This window comes from Chthonomonas sp., from assembly GCF_035294505.1.
GTDB lineage: Bacteria > Armatimonadota > Chthonomonadetes > Chthonomonadales > Chthonomonadaceae > Chthonomonas.
Genome location: NZ_DATGKU010000075.1, coordinates 1 through 24290, shown reverse-complemented (window position 1 = coordinate 24290; position 24290 = coordinate 1). Strand labels below are relative to the sequence as shown.

Sequence of the window (24290 nt, the reverse complement as noted above, 5' to 3'; positions counted from 1 at the left end):
GTTAAATCAATGTGCACAGATAGGCTCAAGACGAAAGAGATTACGAAGCCTTCTTTGATACTCGTTGAAGGGAAGGACGATCAACGCTTTTTCGAGGAGGCTTGTAAGCAGTTCCATTTGGTAGCCGACGTGTGGGGTGTTGGAGGCAAAGACGGGTTTAAAAGTGTATTGAAGAGCACAACCGGTGTACGCCAACTTCAAAATCTCCTGCTTGTTCGTGACGGGGATAGCGATCCTCGTGCAGCCTTTCAAAGCCTGCAAGACTGCCTTAGGAATATAAACCTGCCATATCCTCAACAGCCCTTTCGGTGGCACTCACAAGGGTCTCCTCGAACAGCCATAGCGATACTTCCAGGCCCGGATAGCTCAGGTCGGTTACAGCAGGGAACTATTGAGCACCTCTACCTGCAAGTATTGGCGAACACCGATCTTCTAAGGTGTGTGGACAATTTCGTAAGTTGCTGTCAGGGAGTAGACGGCACAATTGAAGCAACATCGAAAATGCGGGTTCATGCCTATCTTGCTACAAAGTTTGAAGGGTTGAGATTAGGAGAGGCTGTCGCTAAGGAGTTTGATTGGCAACATCCTGTACTTAGTCCTCTGATCGATCTCCTACGACAGTTTAAGCATAGATAGAACCGACCCCTCTCACAGTTCTTATACCTCCGCAAGGAGTATGCAGAGGCGGAGTATGCAGAGGCGTCTATCTCCTCGCTGACTCTGGGCGTGCAACAAGGAAGTAAGCGACGGCGGAAGGGATGGTGTTGGCTTGGAAGGTAACCTGAAGCTGATTGTTCTGAAAACGCGAGGTAACCGGCACGTGCCCAAGAACGTGCCCCTCTGCGTCGTAGGCCGTGATGGTTAAGCCCTGTCGCCATCGTGGGTCTATGGCGGCAACTTGAAGGGTTATTGGGAAGACGCGATCGCGCGGAAAAGGAATGAGCTTCCACTGCCCGGCTTGCTGTCGTTTCAGAAGCAGACTGCCGTTGGTACGGATCGGGCCGAAATCTACCATCGTGCCGTTCACATTCTGGTGTGCATGGAGTTGCGGAGAAGGCAGTGTGGAGGTTTTGGTATCCTTCGTAAGGGTAAGCACCATGCCATGATCGGCCACGTGTAACGTGCCTACGATAATCCGCATGGAGCCATCGTCATCTCCTTGCAGCATGAGGCGCTCGCCTGTTTGCGGCGAATAGATGCCAAGTTTAATTTGATAGTCTCCATCTTTGAGATCGTCTGGCAGGGTAACGGCCACGGGCATGCCGCTTATCGTGCCGGGCTGCCATCGATCGGGGGGAAGAGGCATGCCCGCATCGGTCTGCAACACAATGCCCTCATGCTCTTCAAGACCGGGCTGGGTAAAGTGCACAAAAACCCGATCCCCTTTTGGAATAGGCGCCCTTACGTGCCAGGCGAAGGCGATGGTGAATTGCCGCGGCCCTGTTTGCTGGAAGGAGAGAATGAAGGGCTTAACGGGGAGTGGGGTGATCGGGCCGGCAACATCGGTTCGCGCGTTCACAAAGATGCGGTTCGGTGTACGCAGATAGTCTGCCACGATGCCCTGGCGTCGAGCCGTCCAAGCGACGATATCTTTGCCGAGTGCAAGCCATCCATATTGTGGCAGCAGAAAGGAGGCTCGACCGAGCCGTAGCGACCAATCGGCAGCGCGCGCGTTGGCAAAGATGCGAAGTCCATTATTGTATTCTATCATGACGCGATCGAAGGCGCTGTTGGCAGCGATGGCTTGCTCGGTGGGAACAAGCTTGCCGTTTACCTCATACAGAATGCGTTTAGGGATGGCCGTGGCGTAGCGCGAGGAGAGCGGCCAGAGCAGGTTTTCCTCTTGCCAAATGTAGGCTAGGTTGCGAACGAGCTGCGAAGGAATGAAACCGTCGTGGCCGTAAGCGATCTCCTCCATGCGGTATTGATCGAGAGTTTTTGTGGGGGGGATGCGCTGCCACCAGAACCCTTGGTAGCCTTCGGGAAGCCACCGTTCCAGGTAGCCCATGCCGTGATTGCACTGACGGGGATGGATTTTCAAGAGATCGAAATCTACGAAGAGAGGAGCCTCTTCGCCGCCGTTAATCGGTACACCCTGACCGAACTGTGCCTCCACTCCATCAAGTAGCCCACTCCAGCGCCAATGTTGGTTGCCCTCACCGACCACCGGGCCGTGGTGTACCTCTCTGAATAACTGCCATAAAGCCTTATAGGCCTCCCACACCGTGTGAAACTCACCGGCACCAGGCCTCCCTGCTTGAAAGTCCACATGCCACCAAGGAGGCACGGCGGAGTGCACATCGAGATAGCTGGCGTTGGGCGCGTAGTGCTGTTGTACCTGGGTCGTAATGCGCCGTGCATATTTTAGAATGGCGGTGGGGGCCAGCGCATAAGACTGAATAAGGTTTTTCCAAGCCGGTTGGGGGTTGCCCTGAGAGTCTCTGGCTACATCCTGCCAGGTGAAGGAGGGGGCATTCGGATAAAAATCTGCATAGTTTTCATGGAGGGCGATGCGCTCTCCAAGACTTTCCGCCGTGTGGGTCCATACCTTCATGCCGGCATCTCCTCCGAGATCGGCATTTGCCGGCACCGTATCGGGCAGTTGGTTATCGTATCCACCATGCTGCCAAACATGAGCGATGGTAAAGAGATGGGTAAGACCGTAGGTGGCCAGTTCGCGCAGCCAGGCTGCATTATCGGTAAAACGACCGTTCCAGACATCGAAAATGACAAACTGCCCCATAAGTTTGAGGTAAGGTGAAGGGGGATTGGGCGGTGTGGGTAGTACATCTCGAAAGTTGTTAGAGAGCGCATAGTAGACCGTTTCATGAAGGGTATTTCGCCGGCCGTTGGTCAACGGCTCGTAGAGGGCGCTCGTGCCGTCGAAGGCGCTGGCGTGCGAAAGCTGAAAATCGGCGATGGTGTTCGCATAGAGGCCGAGTTGAGGAAAATAGTCTATGGTGCCTAAGTAAGGAACCACAATTTGATGAACAAACGCCACCAGTCCCAGACGGCCAAAATCCACGGCGGCGATGTAGGGGTCTGGCGAGCGGAGATCAAGGCGGACGTCACGACCGGAAGGGGCATAAAGAACGGCCTGAATATGGATTTTCCGTTCGCCAACAACATAGGTAGTCTCACGCACAACGACATGTCGGGAAGGATCGTTCTGTTGGGTAAGCGAGAGGAGATGAGCTTGGGGGGCGTCAGAGCGAACGAGCTTCCCATTCGGTGCCACAAAGGTGAAGACCGCTCCAAAGCCCACGGAAATGGGGTGCATCGAAGGCCCATGGGAGGAGGGTTTTGCGGTAAGAGCTAGAGACCATCCCTCTAGAACGTTTTTAGGATGAGTCGAGACGAAAGCGCGCAACGCATAGGAACTGTGAGACCCAAAAGTCGGCGCGCAGGAACCGAAATCCGAGCGACCGAGGTTTAACTCGCCGCTATCGGCGTGAAAAAGCGGCGGACTAGCGGGAGGGCCACCCCGCACGATGATCTCTCTATCTCCCCAAAGCGCATAGTCGAAGGAGGGATCGCGCTTTGGCCCCGGATCGGTTTCGAAGCGCAGGCTAATGGTGGTACCTGCATAGCGGCTAAGATCGAACCGATAGTGGCTCCAGGTGGAGTCGATTTTGTTTTGGTCGAGCCACTTTTGCCCGTTTACAAAGAGGCGGAAGGTCGCGCCGTCGGAGAGATGAGGGCCGGTGAAGCCCTGGCGCATCGCAATGGAGAATTGCAGCACGATCTGTTTGGCAGGCGGGAGATGCAGCCAGAAGGTCTGATCGGTGTCTCCGGTGCCGCCTCGCCAAATAGGATGTAACAGAAAGGCGGTTTGGCCGTTTTGGGTACCAAATGGCTCACAGGCAATGCCGGTGTCTTCGGTAAAAAAGCCGCTCCACCCGATAGGCATGGTGCCAGTGCGGCCATCGTCATAGCGATAGGAAACCTGATAAAGCCCAACATCGTCAAGCGACGTAACGCCGCCGGGTAGGGATACTACAAGATCGGGAGAAGGTGGCTTTGCGATAGATGGAGGAGAGCTTAAGAGAACAAAGCAGAGCGATAGCAAGAAAAGAGCACAAAGGCACTTTGACATAGCAAGCTCCTAATGCGGCGATACCTATTCGTCTTTTGTCCTGCGTCGTTTCTGGATGGCCCGTTCGAGGCGTTTTAGGAAGGTATTTTCATGCAGTTGAATGTCGGCAGGAACGATCTTGCCTATAGGTACGTCGAGCGTAGGCAAAAGTCCTGCCGCTTTGGAATAGCCCAGATATTGGCTGGAGAAGACGCTGCGGTGGCCTACAATAAGGAAGGCGGTGCAGGCACAGAGGGCGGCTTCTACGCCGAAATGGCCTCCAAGCAGTTCAAGGGCCATCACCGAGGCGGCTATAGGGGTGTTGGCGGCCGCAGCGAGGACGGCAACAAAGCCGAATCGGGCGAAGAGGGGGACGGGTAGATGAAGAAGCTGCGCCAGAGCAGCGCCCGCTGTAGAGCCGATGAAGAAAAGAGGGGTAACGATGCCGCCGGCACCGCCGGTTTTTAGGCTAAGCGAAGTTGCGACGATCTTTACCAGAAAGGCGAAAAGCATAATTTTAGCCGTTCCCTCAAGAGCCGATCTAATGAGGGGTTCACTCAGGTCTGCATAGCCAGAACCGGCAAGTTGGTAGAGCACGGCCAGGGCCGTTCCACCAAATGCCGCAACCCAAAAGGGGTGTTGTGCAAAACGCCGTAGCTGTTGATCGAGAAATCGCATGGTCTCGATGAGAAGCATGGCGACAAGACCGAAGAAGACCCCAGAAAGCAGGCTTAGGGCGACAAGCATGGGTTGGGAGAGCTGGCGGGTGTGCCCATGGCCGGGAACAAGCACGGGCACGGGAGGCGAGGCACCACAAGCAAGATGGCCCACAATGCCGGCTACAATGCATGGAAAAAGCACTGGGTATTCCAATCGGCCTAGGTAAAGCACCTCCACACCAAAGAGGGCGCCGGAAATAGGAGTTCCGAAGACGGCGGCAAAACCGGCACTGACCCCGCAGATCACGAGGCGGCGTCGGTCTTCATCTGAAAGGCGCAGAAGGTCGGAGAGGAGGCTAGAGAACATGGCCCCGATCTGTGCGGCCGGCCCCTCCTTACCTACCGAGCCTCCGCCGAACAGCGTGAGAATGCTAAGAAAGAGGCGTACCGGAATGGCAAAGGGGTCGAGGCGACCGCTGCGGGTATGGATCGCTTCGATCACGGCATCGGTGCCTTCCTGCGGTTCGAGGTCGTCGTGCGCTTTTTGGCGCGTGGTAACATGGGCTAAGAGCACGCAGAGAGGAAGGATAAGCGGCAGGAGCCAAAAGTGCGGTACACCAAAGCGATCAAGGGCATGCCCAAACCCAATGGCGTGATTCAGTACGAACAGGTATAGACGAACGCCGAGACCGGCCAAGATGCCAACTGCAGTTCCAAGTACTGCCCATTTGAAGGTATTGATGAGCAGCGTCGCCTGCTCTAGATACCACCGATAGGCTGCATAGGTTTCGGTGGGCGCACCTGGCGGTAAGGGGGTGTAGGTCTCAACACCGGAAACGGCAATGGTAGGCCGTTCTGGTTGCCCTGTTTCAGATTCTGCTGAGGGCGATGTCGGCTTTTGGGCGGAGGAGTTATCGGGTAAGGACATGGTGTTGAATCAACATTTCATGAAGTTGTTCTAGGGAAAAGTCGGCCTGCTCTTTTTCAAGCTCATGCACGCGACAAAACTCCTCTAGGAGCGCGAGCATAAGGGCAATACGCGGCCCGCGAATGCGATAGAGACGGTGTGTGCCTTGGGCTTCTGCCACTACAAGGCCTACCTGGTTGAGAACGGCGAGGTTTTGGGAGACAGCCGGTTGTGCAATGCCCAACTCCTGTGCTAGGGCATTCACCGTGCACGGATGCTGACAAAGCCGCTTTATGATTTGGAGGCGCACCGGATGCGACAAGGCCGCAAAGATTTTGCAGATGGGCACCAAATAGCTTCTTGCTTCGGCCTGGGCGTGAGGAACGACACTTTTAGTTTGCCTATTCGTATTCGTCATAGGGAGCATTTCCATAATATGCAAAATTTTGAATATTCCAGGTAAGATTATACCTGATTATCTCATGGCATCTACCGTTTTGAAACAAGATGTGCAAGCCTTGGCGACACACTGCATTGTAGATGCGCGCCTGTGGGCACATGCTATGGTTCGTCGCTACGGCCGACAATCCATCGCCTATCAGACGTTGCTGCCTGGAGTTACGCTACGGGCTTATCTTCATCTGCCGGCTTTGGTGGGTTATGTGGAGCGCCGACATACACGCATTGTGGTGGGCTTGCCAATGGCCTCGTTAGATAGGCGGCGAGAGGCTATAGAGCTGTTTGAGCACGAAGCTGCCGGAGCCGGGTGTCGGGTCTGTTATTTTGGGGTGGAAGAAGAGGATGCCGAGCTTTTAGACAATAGAGGGCGCATGCGGCTTGGGGCACAGCCCGTTTGGATTCCGAGTTGTTGGACGCGGACTCTAGAGACACATCCTTCGATCCGCGCCCAGATTCGCCGGGCGCGAAACAAAGGGGTTGAGGCACACGAATGGCCTGTGGAGTGCGTCGCCGACAGTGGGGCTTTACGGGCATGCTTAAGGGATTGGCTGAGCCGGCATACGCTTCCTCCTATGCATTTTCTTGTGGAACCGGATATTTTAGCCCATCTGTACGACCGTCGGGTGTTCGTTGCGGAACGTGCAGGCATTCCCGTTGCCTTCCTCATTGCAACTCCGATCCCGAAGCGGAAGGGGTGGCTGGTAGAGCAGTTGGTACGTAGTGCAGGGGCACCAAACGGTACCAGCGAGTTATTGCTCGACGCCCTGATGGGTGCTGTGCGCGACGCGGAGGTTGTATCGCTCGGCCTAACGCCATTGACCCTTCATGGCAAAAAGGAGGGTATAGAGGCGCTGTGGCTACGTTGGGTGGTGCAGTGGGCACGCGCGCATGGAAGACGGTTTTATAACTTTCACGGCATCGAGGCCTTTCGGGCGAGACTTGCTCCCGATCGTTGGGAAAATGTGTATGCTGTGGTAAACGCTCCCCAATTCACTCCAAAAGACTTATTCGCCATTCTTGCCGCGTTCACCCAAGAGCCTTTGAGCCTCTACCTAATGCGCGCTTTGATGCGTGCTGCCGGATGGGAGTGGAGACGAATGTGGGGAGCTGGCTGAGCGGTCTTCTTATTTCATTCTCACTGAGGGGAAGGGCGTGTGCCTTGAAGAGCGGGTGATACGACCGTCCTTCCGAGCCGCAGGCGAGATGAACAACTGTCATTTCGAGCCGAAGGCGAGAAATCTTGCGTTTTCCATTCCTACCAGTTCAGAGAGGTGGGGGTGGGGCTGGAGAGGCTAGCGTTTCTAGAGCCAATTTGCACAGCAAGCCTGCCTTGTTCGCCCCCTATCCCCTCCTTTCCCCCTATTAGGGAGAAAGGGGGCGGTTGTGTTGAGTTTCCGAAGGGAAGGTTATCATAGAAAACTGCCAATAAGCTTATTGGTCTCCCCTCCCCCTATCAGGGAGAGGGGAGTGGGGGTGGGGGCCTTGAGAGGAAGGGCGTGTGCCTTGAAGAGCGGGTGATACAACCGTCCTTTCGAGCCGCAGGCGAGATGAACAACTGTCATTTCGAGCCGAAGACAACTGTCATTTCGAGCCGAAGGCGAGAAATCTTGCGTTTTCCATTCCTACCGGTTCTGAGGGGGAAGAGCATGTGCTTTGCAGGGGTGGGGGGTGAGGCAACAGAAACTGCCAATGGCTTCGGTTCTAGAGCCAATTCGTGAAGCAAGCCAATCTTGCTCGCCCCCTATCCCCTCCTTTCGTCCTTGCGGACAGCAACGCAGCGGCCAGAGAAAGAGACGATTAAGAAATTGATCCAGGCCGCTGAGTTGCCCACCGCGAGGTGCCCCTCCCCCTGTAGGGCGAGGGCGTTGGCCTTCCATGCCACCTCGAAAGCGAAGCCAAGAGGCCAGCGCAACCGCACAACACACAAACAACAATTCTGGGCAACAGATCAATTCTCCGGATCACTCGTCAAATGTCAGCAAACCAACACGAAAGGAGATCGCGCTTCCTCCGCGTTCCTAAAGGGAGCGGTTTCCGCGCGTAGACTATTTATGAAAAAAGATAGAAGCTTTTTGGGAAATCAAAGATGGGAGATCGCCCACCGATGCAGAGGTTAGACGGCACAAAATAGAAAAGCCGACGGTCGGATTCGAACCGACGACCGACGGTTTACGAAACCGTTGCGCTACCGCTGCGCCACGTCGGCACGTATCACTGTGCAGTATACTGCACAAACCGCCCAAATGTCAAACAGCGCGGGGAACCTACAAGGTGCTTCCTAGGGTATAATCGCAAAAGAAAAGCAGAAACCGCGTTTTATAGAAACACTTGTCGCCTTGAGGGTGATGGTGAGGTTAGGGTTTTTGAGGTGAAGGGAACGGGGTATGGCCAAAACACCACACTACGATGAAAAACGAATGGAGCTTACCGAGCATCTTGCAGAGCTACGGATGCGCATTATCCGCTCGCTCTTTTATGTGCTGGTGGGCGCCGTTTTGGCCTACCAGGTGTTCACTCCCATCTACAACTTCCTCTATCAACCCTTGGCCAAACAGATCGAGCGCTTGGATAAGCAGCGCGTTGTTGCCAATGCGGCATCGTCAAATAAGATCGTCTTTGGCCCGGATGGTCGCATCTATATCCCACCTCTTCATAATCCGCCGACCTATCAGGATATCGAGAACCTGCGCGAGTTGGTGATTTGGGGCTTGCAGCACCCCGGCCAAAAGCCGGTAATCGGCGACGTATTTCGTAATTTCCACGAAATGTTTCTTGTGCGCCTTAAATTGAGCCTGCTTTTCGGCTTTATTCTGGTTATCCCCTTCGTCCTATGGGAAGCGGCGGCCTTCGTATTGCCTGCCCTTACGCCGGAGGAGCGGCGACCTCTGCGACTTATGTTTCCCATTTCTGTGTTTCTGCTGCTTTTCGGCGTGGTGGTGGCCTACGTCACCATGTTCTATGCGATGGGCTGGTTCCTTTCCTACTTAAGCGACTTTCCACCCGGCGCCACGCTCATGCAAGACCCCAACGACTACATCGTGTTCATGGTAAAGATGATGGCGGCCTTCGGGGTGGCCTTTCAACTGCCTGTGGTGCTGATGGCCGGCACCTATTTAGGCATCGTTAATTCAAAAAGCCTTATCAAGCAATGGCGCTGGGGAGTGCTCATCGCCGTGGTCGGTGGACTACTTACCCCCTCTAACGACATCATCTCGTGGACGCTTATGGTGATACCGCTACTCGTTCTCTACTTCGGCAGTTATTTCCTGGTGCGTCTCGTGGAGTGGATTAAAATACGCGATCAAGCCAGGGCGTCGCGCTCTCAGCAGCCGCGTCCTGGAACCGCCTAAAAATGACAAAGGAGCATTCAGTATGTCGCTAAGAACTGTTTACCTTGGCATGGCTTTAAGTGGCCTCATCGGCACGACCTCACTTGTTGCGCGTTCCCAAGATACAACACAAACTCAGGGGGCCGCAGACCAAGCGGTGACGCTGGCCTACAAGTTTGAAAAAGGGACGACGGTAACCATGAAAACGGTCGCCCATGTGATGGCGCCCGATGGCCAATCGCAGGTTACCTTTATCACAACGGCCCAGCGTGCGATAACAGAGATAAAACCGGATGGCTCTGTCGTAATTACGGTAACTCCTGGAAGCGCCACACTGGATTTAGGATCAGGGCCGCAGCCTACTCCACCTCCACCGCCCTTCTCGGTAACCTTCGATAAACAGGGGCGTTTGGTGTTGGTAGGCCAAAAGAACGGGGACGACACTGCCCCCGTGGCGCCCCAAGCGGCAGCTCTTTTAGAGGCTTCTGTCCATGTGGTTTTGCCGGATCACCCCGTGAAACCGGGGGATACGTGGCAGTCTACCTTTGACGACCCGCTAGTAAAGGGCAAACAGGCTACCCTCAAAGATACCTACGACGGCATGGTGGTCTATCACGGGCAGAACTGCTGGAAGGTCGAGCAGACCATGGAGGCCGTTGCCGATGATATGGGCACGGTGATGACGGTGAAGACGACGGTCTACATGAACCCGAAGGATGGCTCTACGGTCTATGCCAAGTCCAGCGTGAAAAACCTTCCCACCCTAAACTATGGGCCGATCAGTTGGGACTCGGAGACCACCTTGGTAACGGATACAGACAATAAGAATGCCGGTGGGTCGGCGAATCCTTAAGAAGTTTGCGGCATACAATGGATTTCGATGGCTATCTGCAAGACTTGCGCCGGTCGGAGTTCTATCGAGGCCAGATAGCGCACGTCGAGCGCATTCCCGGCCAATCGGCTCGCTATGGGGAACTCAAGCGCGCGCTCCATCCGGAACTGGAGCGCGCCTTGCGTTCTCAGGGAATAAGGCAGTTTTATAGCCATCAGGCGGAGGCCATCAATGCTGCACTGGAGGGGCAGCATGTCACCATTGTGACCTCCACGGCCAGCGGCAAAACGCTCTGTTACAATGTGCCGGTTATTCAGACGGTGCTAGAGCAACCAAGGGCGCGTGCTTTTTACCTTTTTCCAACAAAGGCTTTGGCGCAAGATCAGCTCGGCAAGCTAAACGCCTTGGGGCTGTTTCCCACGGTGCGTTTTGCCTCTTACGATGGCGATACCTCCGCCGACGAGCGCCGAGCGGTTCGTCGTTCCGCTCACATCGTGCTCACCAACCCCGATATGCTGCATCTCGGTATCCTTCCCGGACATACGCAGTGGACGAGCTTTCTTGCGAACCTACGCTACGTGGTGATAGATGAGATGCATGTGTATCGGGGGGTATTTGGTGCCCACGTGGCCCAGGTGCTACGCCGATTGCGTCGCCTCTGTCGCCACTACGGGGCGAACCCACAGTTTCTCTGTTGTTCGGCAACCATCGCCAATCCCCAGGAGCTGACCGAGCGGCTCACCGGCGTGTCCGATCCGGTGATCGTAGATAAGAATGGGGCCCCTGCCGGACGCAGAACATTCGTGTTTTGGAATCCTCCTCTTATCGATCAGGGTAACAACACGCGAGTCAGCACCCATACCGAGGCCACGAGGCTGTTCTGTGATCTTGTGTCACAGGAGGTACGCACCATTGTTTTTACCAAAGCCCGCAAAAGCGCCGAGCTTATTCTTCGTTATGCGCGCAACCAGTTGCAGACCAAGGCGCCGGAACTTGTGGATCGCGTTGCGGCCTATAGGGCCGGCTATACCTTAAAGGAGCGCCGCCAGGTGGAAGAGCAGCTGTTCTCCGGGCAGCTATTGGGGGTAGCCTCTACCAACGCCCTAGAACTCGGCATTGACATTGGTGGGCTGCAGGCATCTATCCTTACCGGTTATCCTGGCTCGGTGGCCTCTACGTGGCAGCAGGCCGGACGTGCCGGTAGAGGGGAAGCGCCCGCTTTAAGTGTGTTAGTAGCCTACGACAGCCCTCTGGAACAGTTCCTCATGAACAATCCCGACTATTTCTTCAACAGAACGTGCGAACATGTTGCTTTAAACCCCGACAACCCGCGCATTCTGCGCGAACATCTGCTCTGTGCGGCCTACGAGCAAGCCCTCTCCGAAGAGGATTTGACGCTTTTAGGCCCTGCTGCCGCAGGTTGCCTCAAGGTGTTAGAAGAGGAAGGCACGCTGGTGCGCCGCGGTAGCCGGTGGCTTTATAACGCCGGAGACTATCCTGCCGCGAGGGTTAACATACGCTCTACCGGTGGCGCTCCCTTCCGCATTGAAGATATATTTGGGAAGCTGGTCGGAACGGAAGAACCGGCAAGGGCTTTTCGGGCGCTCCATCCGGGAGCGATCTATCTGCATATGGGTGAGACCTATCAAGTGGAGGAGCTAGACATAGAAGGGCGCCGGGCCATCGTACGTCCTGCAGCGGTCAACTACTATACCCGTTCCAGCAGCACCACCCATTTGGTGGTGCTGCGCGCACGAAGTTCGCAGAACTTCGCAAATTTTACCGCCTACTTCGGGGAGGTTGTGGTCACCAACAAAGTGGTTTCCTATCAACGTAAAAAGCTTTACACCGAGGAGGTGTTGAGCATAGAGCCTTTAGACCTGCCGGAGCAGACCTATGAGACCGAAGCCCTATGGTTTACGGTGCCGGCGTCGCTTTGTCTGCTCCTTGCCAGGTTCACCCAAGACCTGCTAGGGAGCCTGCACGCTTTGGAGCACGCGGCTATCGGTCTCATGCCGCTGCTAAGTGGTACCGATCCGGACGATGTGGGAGGGGTCTCTTACTTTCAGCATCCGGATACCGCTTTGCCGAGCGTTTTTATCTACGATGGTTACCCCGGTGGGGTCGGTCTTGCCGAGTTGGCCTACGAGAACCTGCTGTTTTTGTTGGAGGCGACCCGCTCACTGCTCCAACAATGCCCCTGCGAGGAAGGTTGCCCTTCGTGCGTGCAATCGCCACTATGTGGAAATAACAATCAGCCGCTAGACAAACGGGGGGCCTTAGAGTTGCTAAATCTGCTGCTGGGGCAAAAGCAATCTGTTGTGGAGGCGAGGGGATAGGGGTGAAGCCGAAGACTGAGAAGAGCTATTTGGCCCAACGACGAGCCCGTGCTCGACGCGCCTTTTGGTTGAGGGTTGTGCTTTTGGTGTTGCTTATGCTAGGGGTAGCCTATGCAGCCTGGTTTTCTCCGCACGCGCTCCACCCGCAACCGGCTCGCATTGTGCTACAGCCTTGAAAGGAACGAGAGAGGTTGGAGGTCGAGGAGCCTATCGGCGCAGCAGCAGCGCCAAGTAGCGTGAAAGCCTCTGTCTTCGGGCTTTCTTGGAAAACCGTTCTGGTAGTTGGTTGCATAACGCTGCTAGGGTTTGGGCTACGTCTGGTCGGCATCACGTGGAGCTTGCCAAATGCCCACCATCCTTTCGCAACCTACCATCCCGATGAGCTTATCAATTTGAATGCGGCGCTTCAGGCAGATATTCCCCATCTCAAGTTCGACATCGGGTTTTATAACTACGGTACTTTCTATTTCTACCTTGTAAGTTTGGCAGAGACGATAGCGGCGGGCTATGGGCTGCTTCCGACTCCTCAATCGCCTAACGCAGCGCATCAGGCCGCCCTCTTTCTTGTGGGGCGTCTTGTTACCGTTCTCATGGGTACGTTCACCATCCCCGTGGTCTTTGCTTTAGGAAAGCGCCTCTATGGAGAGCGAATTGGGTGGTGGGCCAGTCTCTTTTATGCAGCGGCGCCCTTAGCCGTGGTGTATGGTCATTTTCTGGCGGTGGATGTACCGGCGAACCTATTTGTGGCGCTCGCACTCTTATGGAGTGCGCGATTGGCAGAGGGGGGCAGCGTGCGCGATGGCCTGTTGGCCGGAATTTGGGTTGGGCTGGCTGCCGCGACAAAATATACCGCGGGTGTTGTGGTGGTAGCGCCTCTCATGGTGCTGTTTTGGGCTAAAGGCCTGAACAGGCTGAGGATGGCCGGGGTTGTGGCACTGGGTGCACTGCTGGCGTTTTTTATTGGATGCCCCGGCCCTTTGGTGAACTGGAATGCTTTCTGGAATGGTCTCCCGGGCTACCCTGGCTCCGGGGTCTATTACGAGCTTTTTGTTCACTCGCGTCAGGGGCATGGATTGTTGTTTGTACGCACCGGGCCTGGGTGGTGGTATCACCTGGTTATCTCCTTGCCGTGGGGGCTAGGGCTTCCGCTCTATGCCGCGGCTTTATGGGGCGTTATTGTGGCGTGGAGGCGTCGCACGATGGGCGACAAGCTCCTGCTGCTGTTTACAGGCCTCTATTTTCTTATCATCGGGTTCTCTGCGGTGCGGTTTGCACGCTATACCTTGCCGCTTTTTATTCCCCTCACTGTGCTGGCCGCACGGGGTTTAGAGGCGGTTTTGCAAAGAAATAGCGCCGGAGGACGGTTGCAATGGGGCCTCTTCGGGGTGGTGGCGCTGCTAACGCTTTTACTATCCATGGGGTGGGTGCGGCGAATGGTGGCACCCACACCGCAGGATCAGGCCGCCGCCTATCTTTGGCGCGTTTTGCCTCCCGGTGCCTCCGTTGCTTTTGCCACGATCCCGTGGTTCTACTCGCCTCCATTATCGCCGCTTTTTGGGCTACCTTCTCCCGTTCAACGCGCGAAAGCGGCTGAAGAGGTCACCCGATTTCAGTTACGCATCCCTTCTGAGGAATGGGACCCGTCGGTGTTGTCGCCACCGCCCGATGCGGTCGTGTTTTCCAACGTTGAGACAATGCATCCGTTGCGGCTTGCCTTGCCCGCCGCCCAACGTTTTCTTGCCGATATTCCTTCCGACTATAGGCGGGTTCGTTTCGGTTCCGGGCCGCCCTGGGGTGCCCCTCCTTGGCAAACCATCATTCCCGACGATTTTCTCTACGTGTGCCCCAAGATCACCGTTTGCATCGCGCCCAAGTACGCGCCAATGCGGTAGTCAACGGAGCTAATGGCCGAGAATCTCGCGTACTTTGGCTCCCACATCGGCCACTCGCATGAGCGCTTCGCCAATGAGCACGGCATGAACTCCGGCCTCGCCTAGCCGCACCACATCGTCATGGGTAAAGATGCCGCTCTCGCTAACGATAGTGCGGTTAGGATCGGGTGGAAGCTCTTTAAGGAGGTCGAAGGTGACGGTTAGGGAGGTTTGGAAGGTGTGGAGATCGCGATTATTGATGCCGATGAGGTTAGCACCGGCATCGAGAGCCTCCTGTAGCTCTTCTCGATCATGGACTTCAACAAGGGCGGCCATTCCGTATTCTTGAGAAAGCCGCAGAAGATCACGCAGCATGCAGGGCGAGAGGGCCGCCACAATGAGCAGGATGGCATCGGCGCCGGCGGCGCGGCTCTCCACAATCTGCCATGGGTCTATTATAAAGTCTTTTCTCAGAAGAGGCAGGGAAACGACCTCACGGATGTCGGTGAGATAGTCGAGTTTCCCTTGAAAGTAGGGTTCATCGGTGAGCACGGAGAGGCAAGCGGCACCGTTTTCGGCATAGGCTTTCGCTATGGCGATAGGGTCGAAGTCGGCTCGAATGACACCTTTTGACGGCGAAGCTTTTTTCACCTCGGCAATGAGGGTTGGGCCTGGTGTTTGACGCAACGCCTTCACAAAATCGCGAGGGGGAGGGGCGTCAATAAGGCGTTCTTGAAGGAGTTGTAGCGGGATGCGTTCTGCGCGGTAGGCCACTTCGGTGCGTTTGGTGGCCAGTATCTCTGATAGCATGCTCATCGGGTTCGTCCTCGTTTCGGTATCCTAGTTTCTCGTTTTAAGGTGCTTGGCACGGCCTGTTTGATTATAGCGTATAGGCAACGATGTCGGTTGCATGTTCTTGTACGAGGGTTGGTTCTTCTCTCTTAGGCCATAGAAAGAGAACAAGGGCGGTTAGACTTGGTGCGTAAACGCCACAAAGTGTTCCAGAGTCTCTAAGGGCTTGCAAGAGGCAATAAGGTCTTGTGCCATTTGAAGGGCATCCGGCCAGTCTTCCACATAACCGCAAACGCGCAGGGCGGCGGCGGCGTTAACGGCCACCAGCTCGCGTTTGGCGCGTGTTGTGGCATCGTCGTATTGAGGTGTAAGAACGCGACGCAGGAGCGCCGCATTGGCTTCCGGCGTGGCTTCTGGAGCGAGGTCTGCTAAAGAAGGCTCCTCCGCTGAAAGCCCAAAGTCGCGTCGGGTAAGGGGGTAGGTTTCGACTTGCCCGTCGCGCAACTCCGCAATAAGGGTAGTGCCCACGGTGGCGATCTCCCCAACGCCGATGTCGCCGTGGGCTACAATGGCGCTTGTCGTGCCAAGGGCATGCAGGGCTTCGGCGGCCGTTCGGCAAAGCGCTCCATCGTAGATGCCCATGAGGCGGAGCGTTGCTCCTGCCGGGTTGACCAATGGGCCGAGGAGATTAAAGACGGTGCGAATGCCCAATTCTCGTCGAGGCCCACCCACATGTTTGAGGGCCGGATGGTGGAGAGGAGCGAATAGGAAACCCACCCCGACCTCATCTATGCATCGGGCACATTGTGAGGGGCTAAGGTCAATACGTGCACCGAGGGCTTCTAGCACGTCGGCACTTCCACAAGTTCCGGATACGGCGCGATTGCCGTGTTTCGCCACGTGGGTTCCGGCCGCGGCGAGCACAAAGGCGACGGCTGTCGAGACGTTGAACACGCGAAAACGCCCTCCGCCGGTTCCGCAGGTATCTAACAGGGGGGTGCTATGTGGTTGAACCGGCTGGAGGCGGGTGCGCATGGCTTGGGCAAAACCGGTGATCTCCTCTACGGTTTCGCCCTTCATGCGCAAGGCTACCAGAAGCCCCCCTATTTGTGCCGAGGTCGCTTCCCCCTCCATCAGGAGCTGCATAAGCTGGGCTGCCTGTTCGCGGGTGAGGTTTTTGCCTAATACAAGCTCGTTCAATATCTGTTTTAACATGGTTAGACCGATTCTTCGGTAGGTTCGCTAAAACTCTCCCAAGGATTCATAAGGGTAGGCTGAGGAAGCCCCTGAGCCGCTTGCGATATACTGGGCAAGGAGGGGTTTTGCCATACGGCGCCGGCAAAGGGGCTGTCGGGCGAGAGCCTTTCCCCCTCGCCTTGAGGTTGATAGACCGAGACAATGCCGCCCGTCGCCCGAATATCCACATGGTAGAGTTGATTGGTGAGAGGATAGGGTTGGAGGTGAAAATTCCGGTTGGCTTGCTGTACGCTGGCAATAAGGGAAGGCATGTCGTCACGAACCACGATGAGGCGGCTTCGATTCGGCACGGCGATCACGAAGTTGCTTTGCAGACGCTGCCCCACGTAGTTGCGAAATCGCTCGAAAAGAAGCCAGCTCGATGTAAGGTAGTTTCCTTCAAAGACAAAGCCAGCTTCTTGATTAAGCGGCCCTCCATGCATCACGCTCACAATGTTCGGAAACGCCATAATGCTCATATTGCTCATGGCCTGCTCCAACGCCTGTTCAACGGTTACTCCCCATCCGTCCAAGAGGTTTTGGGTAACCGCCCAGATACGGCTACGATGTTCGGCCATTACGATGACATAAAGCTCCCCAAGAAAGTGAACGGCCGGGAGGCTGTCGGGCACTTTTTGACGTTGAAGGCTGCGTTGGGCATCGGCGAGAAATTGACGGCTGCGCAGGGAAGGGCGTAGCATCGCTTGAGTATCGTACCAGGTGCCTGCCGGTGCCTCCGTTTCTAAAGAATCGAGAAACTCCATAATAAGAGCGTCCCGCTTGTGCGGCTCTTTACAGTAGGCGGCATAAAGCCCGCGCAGGTTGCAGGTCTGCATGCGCCCATCGAGCACCATGGTGAAGCCGTTGGCCGCTGGGGCAAACTTGGCTGCCGGGTGAGCCTCTTGCGCCGCACGACGTATGAGGGTGCAAAAATCTGAAAAGGAAAGCAGTTTCTCTTTACCAATATGAAAACCAAGGATTCGCATCGTAGCTCTCCGTTGCAAAGCAGTATCAATTTACCCTAAATCTCCCCTAATACCAAAACATGGGGCTGGGATAGAAAGGAGGCCGGTACTACGAGCTAGGCGGCACTTCCTCCCTGCTCTAAAGAGCGGTGAGGAGGCGCCGCCAAATTTTGTTCTGCTAAAAGGTTTACTTTTGCGGTGGCTCTTCCGGTTGCCAAAAGGATGCGGGAACCGCTCCCGTCAATATCCCCTCCAACGGTACCCACCTCTGGTCGGTTGTCTCCCCAACCAACCGAAACTCACGCATAAGCCGACCCCCTATGTCCCTGTCAAACACCGAGACTTTCAACGCCACAAACACCTCCTTATGCCAAGCTGAATAGGCCGGTAGGTGCAGGTTCTCGACTTCCAGGGTCAAGGCAGGCGTAAGAGGCATGCCCGAAGCACTCTCTAATTCGGGGTGAGCCAACATGAACAGAAACACCGGAAAATGGCCTTGAGGATCGGCTTGAGAGATAAAGCGTTGAGCAAAGGCATGTTGTTGGAAGGGGGTCATTTGGGCAAAGAGCTGTCGAAGGAGGGAGAGGGTGAAGAGCCCTTGTTGTTGTTGGAGGTTTTTTCGGAGGAGTTGGAGGAGGTATTCGGGGAGGGAAGCGGCTTGGTCGAGGGGCCATCGTGGGTAGCTAACGAGGAGCAGCCCACTGTTCCACTTATGGTAGAGCCATTTTTCGGGGTAGGAGGAGAAGCCTTGGAGGTAGTCGGCGAGGGTTTTTGGAGGGTTGAGGGTAAGTGGGCCGTAAATCTGTTCTGGGTCATGGGGGAGGGTAGCGAGGAGGGGGATGTGGAGTTTGGCAGCGATCTCTTGCATTCTGTCGAGGAGGGTGCAGTTGGTGATGGGTTTAAGTTTGGCGAGGGTTTTAGGGTCAGGGTTAGGGGGTAGTGGTGTCACTTGAGGTTGGTAGGGGAAGCCGTTAGGGAGGGGTTGGAGTTCTTGCGGGTCGGAGGGGGTATCCTCAGGTAACAGCCACCGCTTATACCAACGCCAAATGTTCTCTTCCCAAAATCCAGTAGCACCAACGGTACCCACGTTTTGAATAGTGAGCCAGAGCGACTTCTCAATTCCCCACGCCATGTTAGGATCATTTTGAGGTACATCATTAGACAGTTGCAGTTGCACCCAAGTGGGCGAGCTAGGCCCATTTGGCATACGGTGCCACAGCTCCAACATAGACTGTTGCACATCTGCAGGAAGCTGGTTAAAGGAAAGCATGATGGGAACTCCTGCTAGCAACTGCTGTTTCTCTGCAAGAGAGAGGCCACTGTCCACTAAACGAAACCAGCCCCAATAGACATCCTTTGCCTCCATCTCTGCTCTCTTCTTTGCATCTATATGATGTATTTGACAGAACAGTGGGTCATCTATACCGCAGACATACATCACCTCTTTAAGATGGCGCAGCCGTTCTTCGGGGGTCATAGCGGCGAGGATGGCGCCCTCATGCAGTCTTGCCAAGAAGTCGGCATCCATCTCTTCCTGAAAGCGTTGAGGTAAGGCGATAGCATCGGCAGTGGGCAACAGACGATAGCCGTTTCCCTCTTTCTGCCAGAGCCATTCGGCGTGTTGGTAGCTAAGGAGGGAGCGGAGAGCTTTCATCACGTTGCCGAGGGGTTGTTGTTGGAAGAAGGCGCAGATTTCGGTTCCTGAGTAGGGTTCTTTTGGGTCAATGCGGAGGGGGACATGGGCTTGTTGCGAGAGCGTCCGCAGGAATTGGGCTAAGGAGGTATAGGCTACGGAGGCGGAGACAGGTTGTTGAAGGCGTTTATCGTTTTGGAAGCCAGAGGGGGTTACTTGAGCCTGTGCAGCGAGGCAAAAGAGATTAGCGAGTAGACTGCAGGAGAGAAGTTATTTCCAGCGTAACATATTTGCAGACCTCCACAAAAAGGAATTGAAATCTGAGAAGGGCGTCAGGTGCCGGTCGTGTAAAGGCCATTTAGCTGCTACTGGTTGCCAGAAAAATTGTAAACGCAAACAACCAGGGATAACGGGTCTTTTTCATCGCGATCCGAACCTCCCATCAAGAGTATAAATTAAGTTTATTATATTCTTTTTTGCCTGTCAAGAGTTGCAACGTAAAAGTTATGTACATGGCGTTAGAAGGTTCTATTCTTGTTTCGATAAGGATAGATAACCGCTAAGTTAGGATTCAACCACCCTCATAGGATTTAACTACCCTCAAATCGCAAATTTGCGGTACAATGCGCTCATCATGAAGACCCGTTTTGCCATAGGCCTTCTCGGCTGTTGGCTCGTTCTAGGAGCTTGGCAGGCTTGTAAGGCCGAAAGCAGCTCTTTGTGCATCACCCGTCTCTCGAATGGGTTAACCGTGGTGGTGAAAGAACGCCATTCTGTGCCTCTGGTCGCGATAGACTTATGGATGCGGGCGGGCGCCAGGGAAGAGCGCCATGGTGAGGACGGAGCGGCGCACTTTTTAGAGCATATGCTGTTTCGAGGAACCACCGAGCGGCCTGGTGAGGGGGCCGATATTGCCGCCGAGCGTTTCGGGGCGAGCCTCGATGCGGAGACCGGCCCAGATGCCCTACACATCTATACCACGGTGGAGGTGGCGCATTTCGCTCCGGTGCTACAGATTGTGGGGGATGTAGCCCAGCATGCGTCGTTGCCCGATTCGGCGATGGAGAAAGAGCGAGGGATTATTTTAGACGAACTCGCCCGTCGTGAAGCCGACCCCATAGATCGCCTTATAACTCTGCTCTACGAACACACTTATCCGAGCAATGCCCCCTATCATCGTTCGCCGGGCGGCACGCCGGAAGGAATTGCCTTGCGAGCACGCGATACCCTCATGGCCTTCTATCAGCGCTGCTGCACCCCCGATCGCTCTGTGCTCGTACTCGTTGGAGACGTGACGCCGAAGCAGGTTCTGCCGGAAGTGGAGCAGGTTTTTGGAGGCTGGCAGGCCGCAGCAACAACATCACCACAAACCGTAGCGGATCAGGAGCCGCAGTGGCCGGAGGTTTCTCTTTTAACGGTGAAAGGAAGCGCCCCGCAATGGATGGCCGGTGTCGCGCTGCGGGCACCCCGAGCGGCCAACAAAACGATGGTAGCCGCCGGTTTTGTGGTGGCGGATCTCCTTCAGATGGCCTTTGCCGATCAAGACCCCGAAGCCGATCTGCAGGTTCATTTCTCGCCACGCCGCGATCCGAGTTTATATATCCTTACCTTTCGCGCCGAGTCGCAAGAGCAGTTGAGGCAAACGGGATTCCAGCTGATCCATCTTCTCCAACAACTGCGCTTGTCCGTGCCGCCGGCGCTATTTCTAGAGGCGAGACAACGTGCTATCGGTCGGTTAGACTATCAGACAGAAACCGATGAGGGCTATGCCTCGGCCATAGGAGAGGCGCTTACAACCGATGGGGACTTACCAGATCGTCTGCGGGAACGCCTACAAAACCTCACCCCACAAGACATACAGCCGTTCCTGATTCGCTATCTAAATCAGCAGAACGCCTTCACGGTTATAATGGAACCGGCATCCTCTCCGAAGGCGCCGGCGGGGAGTCGTCGGCCTTGAGAGGGAGTCTCTGCCTCCTGCTCGCTTTCTGGCTGAGCGTCTCCCTTGCGCGTGCCTCATTCGCATTGGATGCGGCCGTGCAGACGATGACTCTGGATAACGGCATGCACGTCCTGTTACAGCCCGATCCTTCCTCGCATTTTGTGGCCGTCAGCCTTTTTGTGCGAACGCCCCGCGAGAGCTTGCCTTTACGCCAGGCGGAGGGGCTGATGGTCGCACACGCCCTTATTTACGGCAGTTCCGAACGGACGGCGGATAAGGTGAAGGTGCTTTTCCTGAAAACGGGCGGTGTGCTGAACGTGCTCTATACGCCCGATTATGTGGCGTTGAGCTGCCTGACCGATCGCACTCAGCTCGATAATGTGGCCGATATGCTGGGCAACATTCTGTTTCATGCCGATTTTCCGCCATCCGCTTTACAAAAGGCCTTGCAGGATATCCTTCAGGAAAGGCAGAAGCGGGCGGACGATGCCTACCGGTCGGCCGTAACGGCAGCACAAGGGGCACTCGGTCTTACAGTTGAGCCACCGCAAGCGGTTCTTGAGCAGGTGACCCCCGATCGGGCTCAACGCTATTTCTTGGAGCATTACCGGCCATCGGCCATCTTCATTGCCGTTGTCGGCGACTTTAACCTCCAACAGGCACGAACCGATTTTGAGGCCTTTCTCGACGAGCCAATGCAAGACACCTTCCTACCGGCAGCAGCGTACGCAGCGCCCCCGCCGCAAGCTCCGCAAGGCAATCTGCTCCACGTACAGACTTCCGGGCCGGCAGCCTATGCGTTGGTGGTGACGGCAGCACCCAGAGTGGACAGCCCAGACTATCCGGCCTTTCTCGTGCTGCAGGCGTTGCTGGGGCTAGGCCATGCTTCGCGGCTTTTTGTGCAGTTGCGCGACCGCCTTGGAATAGGGTATCAGGTAGGAGCCGACTATTTGGCAACGACCTCCGGCCCTTTTGTGCTATACGCGCAGTGGGATGCGTCAAGAGAGCAGGCGGGCAACCCCATCAAAGCCGAGCAGATGCTACATCTCCTTCAAACACAGTTGCAAACCCTCTTTACGAACCCGCCTTCGGAGGCGGAGATGGAAAGAGCGCGCAATATGGCCATTGCGCATATAGAGCTTGCTTTGGAGCGGGTAAGCGATAGGGCGTTCTTGCTGGGATGGTATGCTGCTATGGGCTTGGGAGCCGACTATCTGCAGCATCTGCCAGAGCGGATTCACGCGGTAACTGCCAAGGAACTGCTGGCCGTCGCAAAGCGATATATCGCCTATCAGGTAGCGGTGCTTGCAGTGCCGTCGCCAGATAAAGAGCATTGAGTAGGAAAAGACCGTTTCCGTACTAGATATGCGGATCAGAGCAGATATAAGGAGTCGAGAAGAGTGACGAAGTTGCAAAAAGCTGTGATGCTTTTCTGTGGAATGGTTCTGTGGCTTGGCCTGAATCGTTCGGCGAGTGCGCAACCTACGTTGCGTGTGGCTGTGTACGAACAGAGCGGATTTCCTTACTACATGGTGCCTATCGCAACATCGCCGGCCCACGTTATGGCCGATCTGCGTCGGGTGGGCATTGCCGCGGAAGGCTTGAATACCGCTGCGTTAGCCGACCCAGCACGTTTCAATATCCATAGGTATGCAGCACTGGTTCTACCCTATGGAAACACCTACCCTGCGAGCGCGTTCGCCAACATTCGCGCCTTTCATCAGGCCGGAGGCTGTCTTATCCTTTCCGGGGTGCCGTTTACCCATGCCGTGATCTACGATGCAAAGAGGGGATGGGTAGATGAAGGGCACGATAGTGATCCGGCTCTCTTCGGCCCTCAGGGAATGGGTGTGGGTGGATTTAAGGATGGGCCGCAGGCACCGCTTCGCCTTGCTCCACAAGACCCGCTCGGTTTGGGTGCGCTCCATCGGAATTGGGAGCAGACCTCCCACGCTCAAACGCTCGATGTCTCCACTTTGCCTCCAGAAGATCGGGTGATCCCGATTTTCGTGGAAGGGGAGGAACCCGTTGCCGCGATCATCGTGCATCATGACGCCGCTTTCCATGGAGCGGTAGATGTGTGGACACACCTACCTGAAAACAGCGATTACGACGCCTGGGATACGGAGCAGATGCTTGCACGCGGCACCCTGGCGGCTCTTGCCGAGAAACACCTTTTGACGGCACGGCAGGTACAGCAGGCTTTTGCCGTGCTTGATCGTCTGCCGCCGCCGCCCATCTACCGTGATGTGGTGTTGCCTAGTCCTCCACGGCCCTATCCCACACTGCAACCGAAAATGCCACCGCCTGCCGAGCATCTGTATGTGGCGGAGATAGGCGATCTCCCCTTTGATCAAAAGGTGCTCCTCTACTCGTTGCAGGGCATCGTCAATCGAACGAAACCGCGCATCTACATGATCGCTCAGGATTCCGACCGGTTTTGGCTACAAGAGATGCAGAAACAGGGGGAGACCGGCGCCCCTATTTACGTAAACGACCCGCTTTCGCTTGTCAAGCGCTTCCGCTCGGAGATACGCGGCGCGGTGGTCCCCGACCCGAAGGTCTATGTAAGCCCGGATATTGCGGTAGATATCGCGGCGATAGATAATTTGGTGGTGGCGACGCCGCAGCTAGCCGCACAGCTCCATCTGCCGATACGTCAAGACCTTCGTGGCCGGTTCAAGAACGATGCCGACGCGCTGCACTATCTGAATACGCAGCTTTTGCCGCATCTCAACCCCTATCTGGCGCTCTGTTTAGACCCCACCATCCTCGATAGCGGCGCCATTGACTACATCATAGCGGCCAGAGGCATCACCTTCTGGATTACAGGGCCGCGTGCCCAGAACCGGCCGGGTGCCGATATGGGGGCGGAGTTGAAGCAGATCAAATATCTTTTTGCCCACATGCCGCTGAATGCAGTGGTGCACGGGTTTTATTGGCATGGCGAGGGCATCGGCATTGATGAAGGCCCCGGAGTGTCGCTGGCCAGCCGCTTTGGTAAGATCACTACCGTGAGCGACTATGTGGCCAACTTTTCGGTTTACAGTGGGGTACGGCTCTCTCATATCCAACAGTCTCCCCCACCATCACCGCCTCCGCTCGATCGTTCTAAGGTCTACCTGGCCATTACGATGTCGGATGGCGATAACCTATGTACTTGGCGCGATTTCTTCCGGCATTACTTCGAGAATCCGCTGCACGGTTCCATTCCCATCGGTTGGGGCATGGGGCCAACACTCATTGATTGT

At 55.6% G+C, this 24290-nt stretch carries 17 protein-coding genes and 1 tRNA gene; 10 read left to right on the top strand and 8 right to left on the bottom strand.

The genetic code is table 11. The features are described from left to right. Window positions 1–9: 9 nt before the first annotated feature. Window positions 10–636, top strand: a complete 627-nt coding sequence (locus tag VKV18_RS15920) for a DUF3226 domain-containing protein (RefSeq protein ID WP_414647175.1) — start codon at window positions 10–12, stop codon at window positions 634–636. Window positions 637–703: 67 nt separating this feature from the next. On the opposite strand, the gene VKV18_RS03830 is transcribed toward VKV18_RS15920, so the two are convergent. From VKV18_RS03830 to VKV18_RS03820, 3 genes are read right to left on the bottom strand one after another with little or no spacing between them, the layout of a single operon-like run. After that, on the bottom strand, window positions 704–4096 hold the full coding sequence (locus tag VKV18_RS03830; RefSeq protein ID WP_324202905.1) for a DUF5696 domain-containing protein: 3393 nt from the start codon (window positions 4094–4096) through the stop codon (window positions 704–706). Window positions 4097–4120: 24 nt separating this feature from the next. Then, window positions 4121–5662 carry a chloride channel protein gene (locus tag VKV18_RS03825; protein WP_324202904.1) on the bottom strand — a complete coding sequence of 514 codons (1542 nt, stop codon included), beginning with the start codon at window positions 5660–5662 and terminating at the stop codon, window positions 4121–4123. Further along, window positions 5646–6059, bottom strand: a complete 414-nt coding sequence (locus VKV18_RS03820) for a metalloregulator ArsR/SmtB family transcription factor (RefSeq protein ID WP_324202903.1) — start codon at window positions 6057–6059, stop codon at window positions 5646–5648. Before VKV18_RS03820 ends, VKV18_RS03825 begins: the two co-directional genes overlap by 17 nt. 79 nt (window positions 6060–6138) lie before the next feature. On the opposite strand from VKV18_RS03820, the gene VKV18_RS03815 reads away from it, so the two are divergent. Beyond that, window positions 6139–7215 carry a phosphatidylglycerol lysyltransferase domain-containing protein gene (locus VKV18_RS03815; RefSeq protein WP_324202902.1) on the top strand — a complete coding sequence of 359 codons (1077 nt, stop codon included), beginning with the start codon at window positions 6139–6141 and terminating at the stop codon, window positions 7213–7215. 1019 nt (window positions 7216–8234) lie between these two features. On the opposite strand, the gene VKV18_RS03810 is transcribed toward VKV18_RS03815, so the two are convergent. Continuing rightward, a tRNA-Thr gene (locus VKV18_RS03810) sits at window positions 8235–8306 on the bottom strand. 178 nt (window positions 8307–8484) lie between these two features. On the opposite strand from VKV18_RS03810, the gene tatC reads away from it, so the two are divergent. Genes tatC through VKV18_RS03785 form a run of 5 tightly spaced genes read left to right on the top strand, consistent with a single transcriptional unit; the run spans window position 8485 to window position 14492 of the window. Continuing rightward, window positions 8485–9450: a twin-arginine translocase subunit TatC gene (tatC, locus tag VKV18_RS03805; RefSeq protein ID WP_324202901.1), complete on the top strand. Its 966-nt coding sequence runs from the start codon at window positions 8485–8487 to the stop codon at window positions 9448–9450. Window positions 9451–9472: 22 nt separating this feature from the next. After that, complete coding sequence (locus tag VKV18_RS03800) at window positions 9473–10282, top strand: hypothetical protein (protein ID WP_324202900.1); 810 nt, start codon at window positions 9473–9475, stop codon at window positions 10280–10282. Between the two features lie 17 nt (window positions 10283–10299). Further along, complete coding sequence (locus VKV18_RS03795) at window positions 10300–12600, top strand: DEAD/DEAH box helicase (protein WP_324202899.1); 2301 nt, start codon at window positions 10300–10302, stop codon at window positions 12598–12600. A gap of 2 nt (window positions 12601–12602) precedes the next feature. After that, window positions 12603–12776, top strand: coding sequence for a hypothetical protein (locus VKV18_RS03790; protein WP_324202898.1), 174 nt, complete (start codon window positions 12603–12605; stop codon window positions 12774–12776). 15 nt (window positions 12777–12791) lie between these two features. Beyond that, on the top strand, window positions 12792–14492 hold the full coding sequence (locus tag VKV18_RS03785) for an ArnT family glycosyltransferase (RefSeq protein WP_324202897.1): 1701 nt from the start codon (window positions 12792–12794) through the stop codon (window positions 14490–14492). Between the two features lie 9 nt (window positions 14493–14501). Here VKV18_RS03785 and trpC read toward each other — a convergent pair whose 3' ends face one another. The 4 genes from trpC to VKV18_RS03765 all read right to left on the bottom strand — a co-directional run bounded on the left by trpC (window position 14502) and on the right by VKV18_RS03765 (window position 19118). After that, window positions 14502–15287 carry an indole-3-glycerol phosphate synthase TrpC gene (trpC, locus tag VKV18_RS03780; RefSeq protein WP_324202896.1) on the bottom strand — a complete coding sequence of 262 codons (786 nt, stop codon included), beginning with the start codon at window positions 15285–15287 and terminating at the stop codon, window positions 14502–14504. A gap of 153 nt (window positions 15288–15440) precedes the next feature. Next, window positions 15441–16478: an anthranilate phosphoribosyltransferase gene (gene trpD / locus VKV18_RS03775; protein WP_324202895.1), complete on the bottom strand. Its 1038-nt coding sequence runs from the start codon at window positions 16476–16478 to the stop codon at window positions 15441–15443. A 2-nt stretch (window positions 16479–16480) separates the two neighbouring features. Continuing rightward, on the bottom strand, window positions 16481–17485 hold the full coding sequence (locus VKV18_RS03770; RefSeq protein WP_324202894.1) for a hypothetical protein: 1005 nt from the start codon (window positions 17483–17485) through the stop codon (window positions 16481–16483). 166 nt (window positions 17486–17651) lie between these two features. Next, a complete protein-coding gene (locus tag VKV18_RS03765) occupies window positions 17652–19118 on the bottom strand; it encodes a hypothetical protein (protein ID WP_324202893.1) in 1467 nt (488 codons plus the stop codon). A gap of 613 nt (window positions 19119–19731) precedes the next feature. Between VKV18_RS03765 and VKV18_RS03760 the strand changes: the two genes are divergently transcribed. From VKV18_RS03760 to VKV18_RS03750, 3 genes are all read left to right on the top strand, one after another. Then, window positions 19732–21057 (top strand): pitrilysin family protein, encoded by a 1326-nt coding sequence (locus VKV18_RS03760; RefSeq protein ID WP_324202892.1) that lies wholly within the window; start codon window positions 19732–19734, stop codon window positions 21055–21057. Continuing rightward, window positions 21054–22376 carry a pitrilysin family protein gene (locus VKV18_RS03755; protein WP_324202891.1) on the top strand — a complete coding sequence of 441 codons (1323 nt, stop codon included), beginning with the start codon at window positions 21054–21056 and terminating at the stop codon, window positions 22374–22376. Before VKV18_RS03760 ends, VKV18_RS03755 begins: the two co-directional genes overlap by 4 nt. Before the next feature lie 63 nt (window positions 22377–22439). Continuing rightward, on the top strand, window positions 22440–24290 hold a 1851-nt coding region (locus VKV18_RS03750; protein WP_324202890.1), incomplete at its 3' end, for a GxGYxYP domain-containing protein.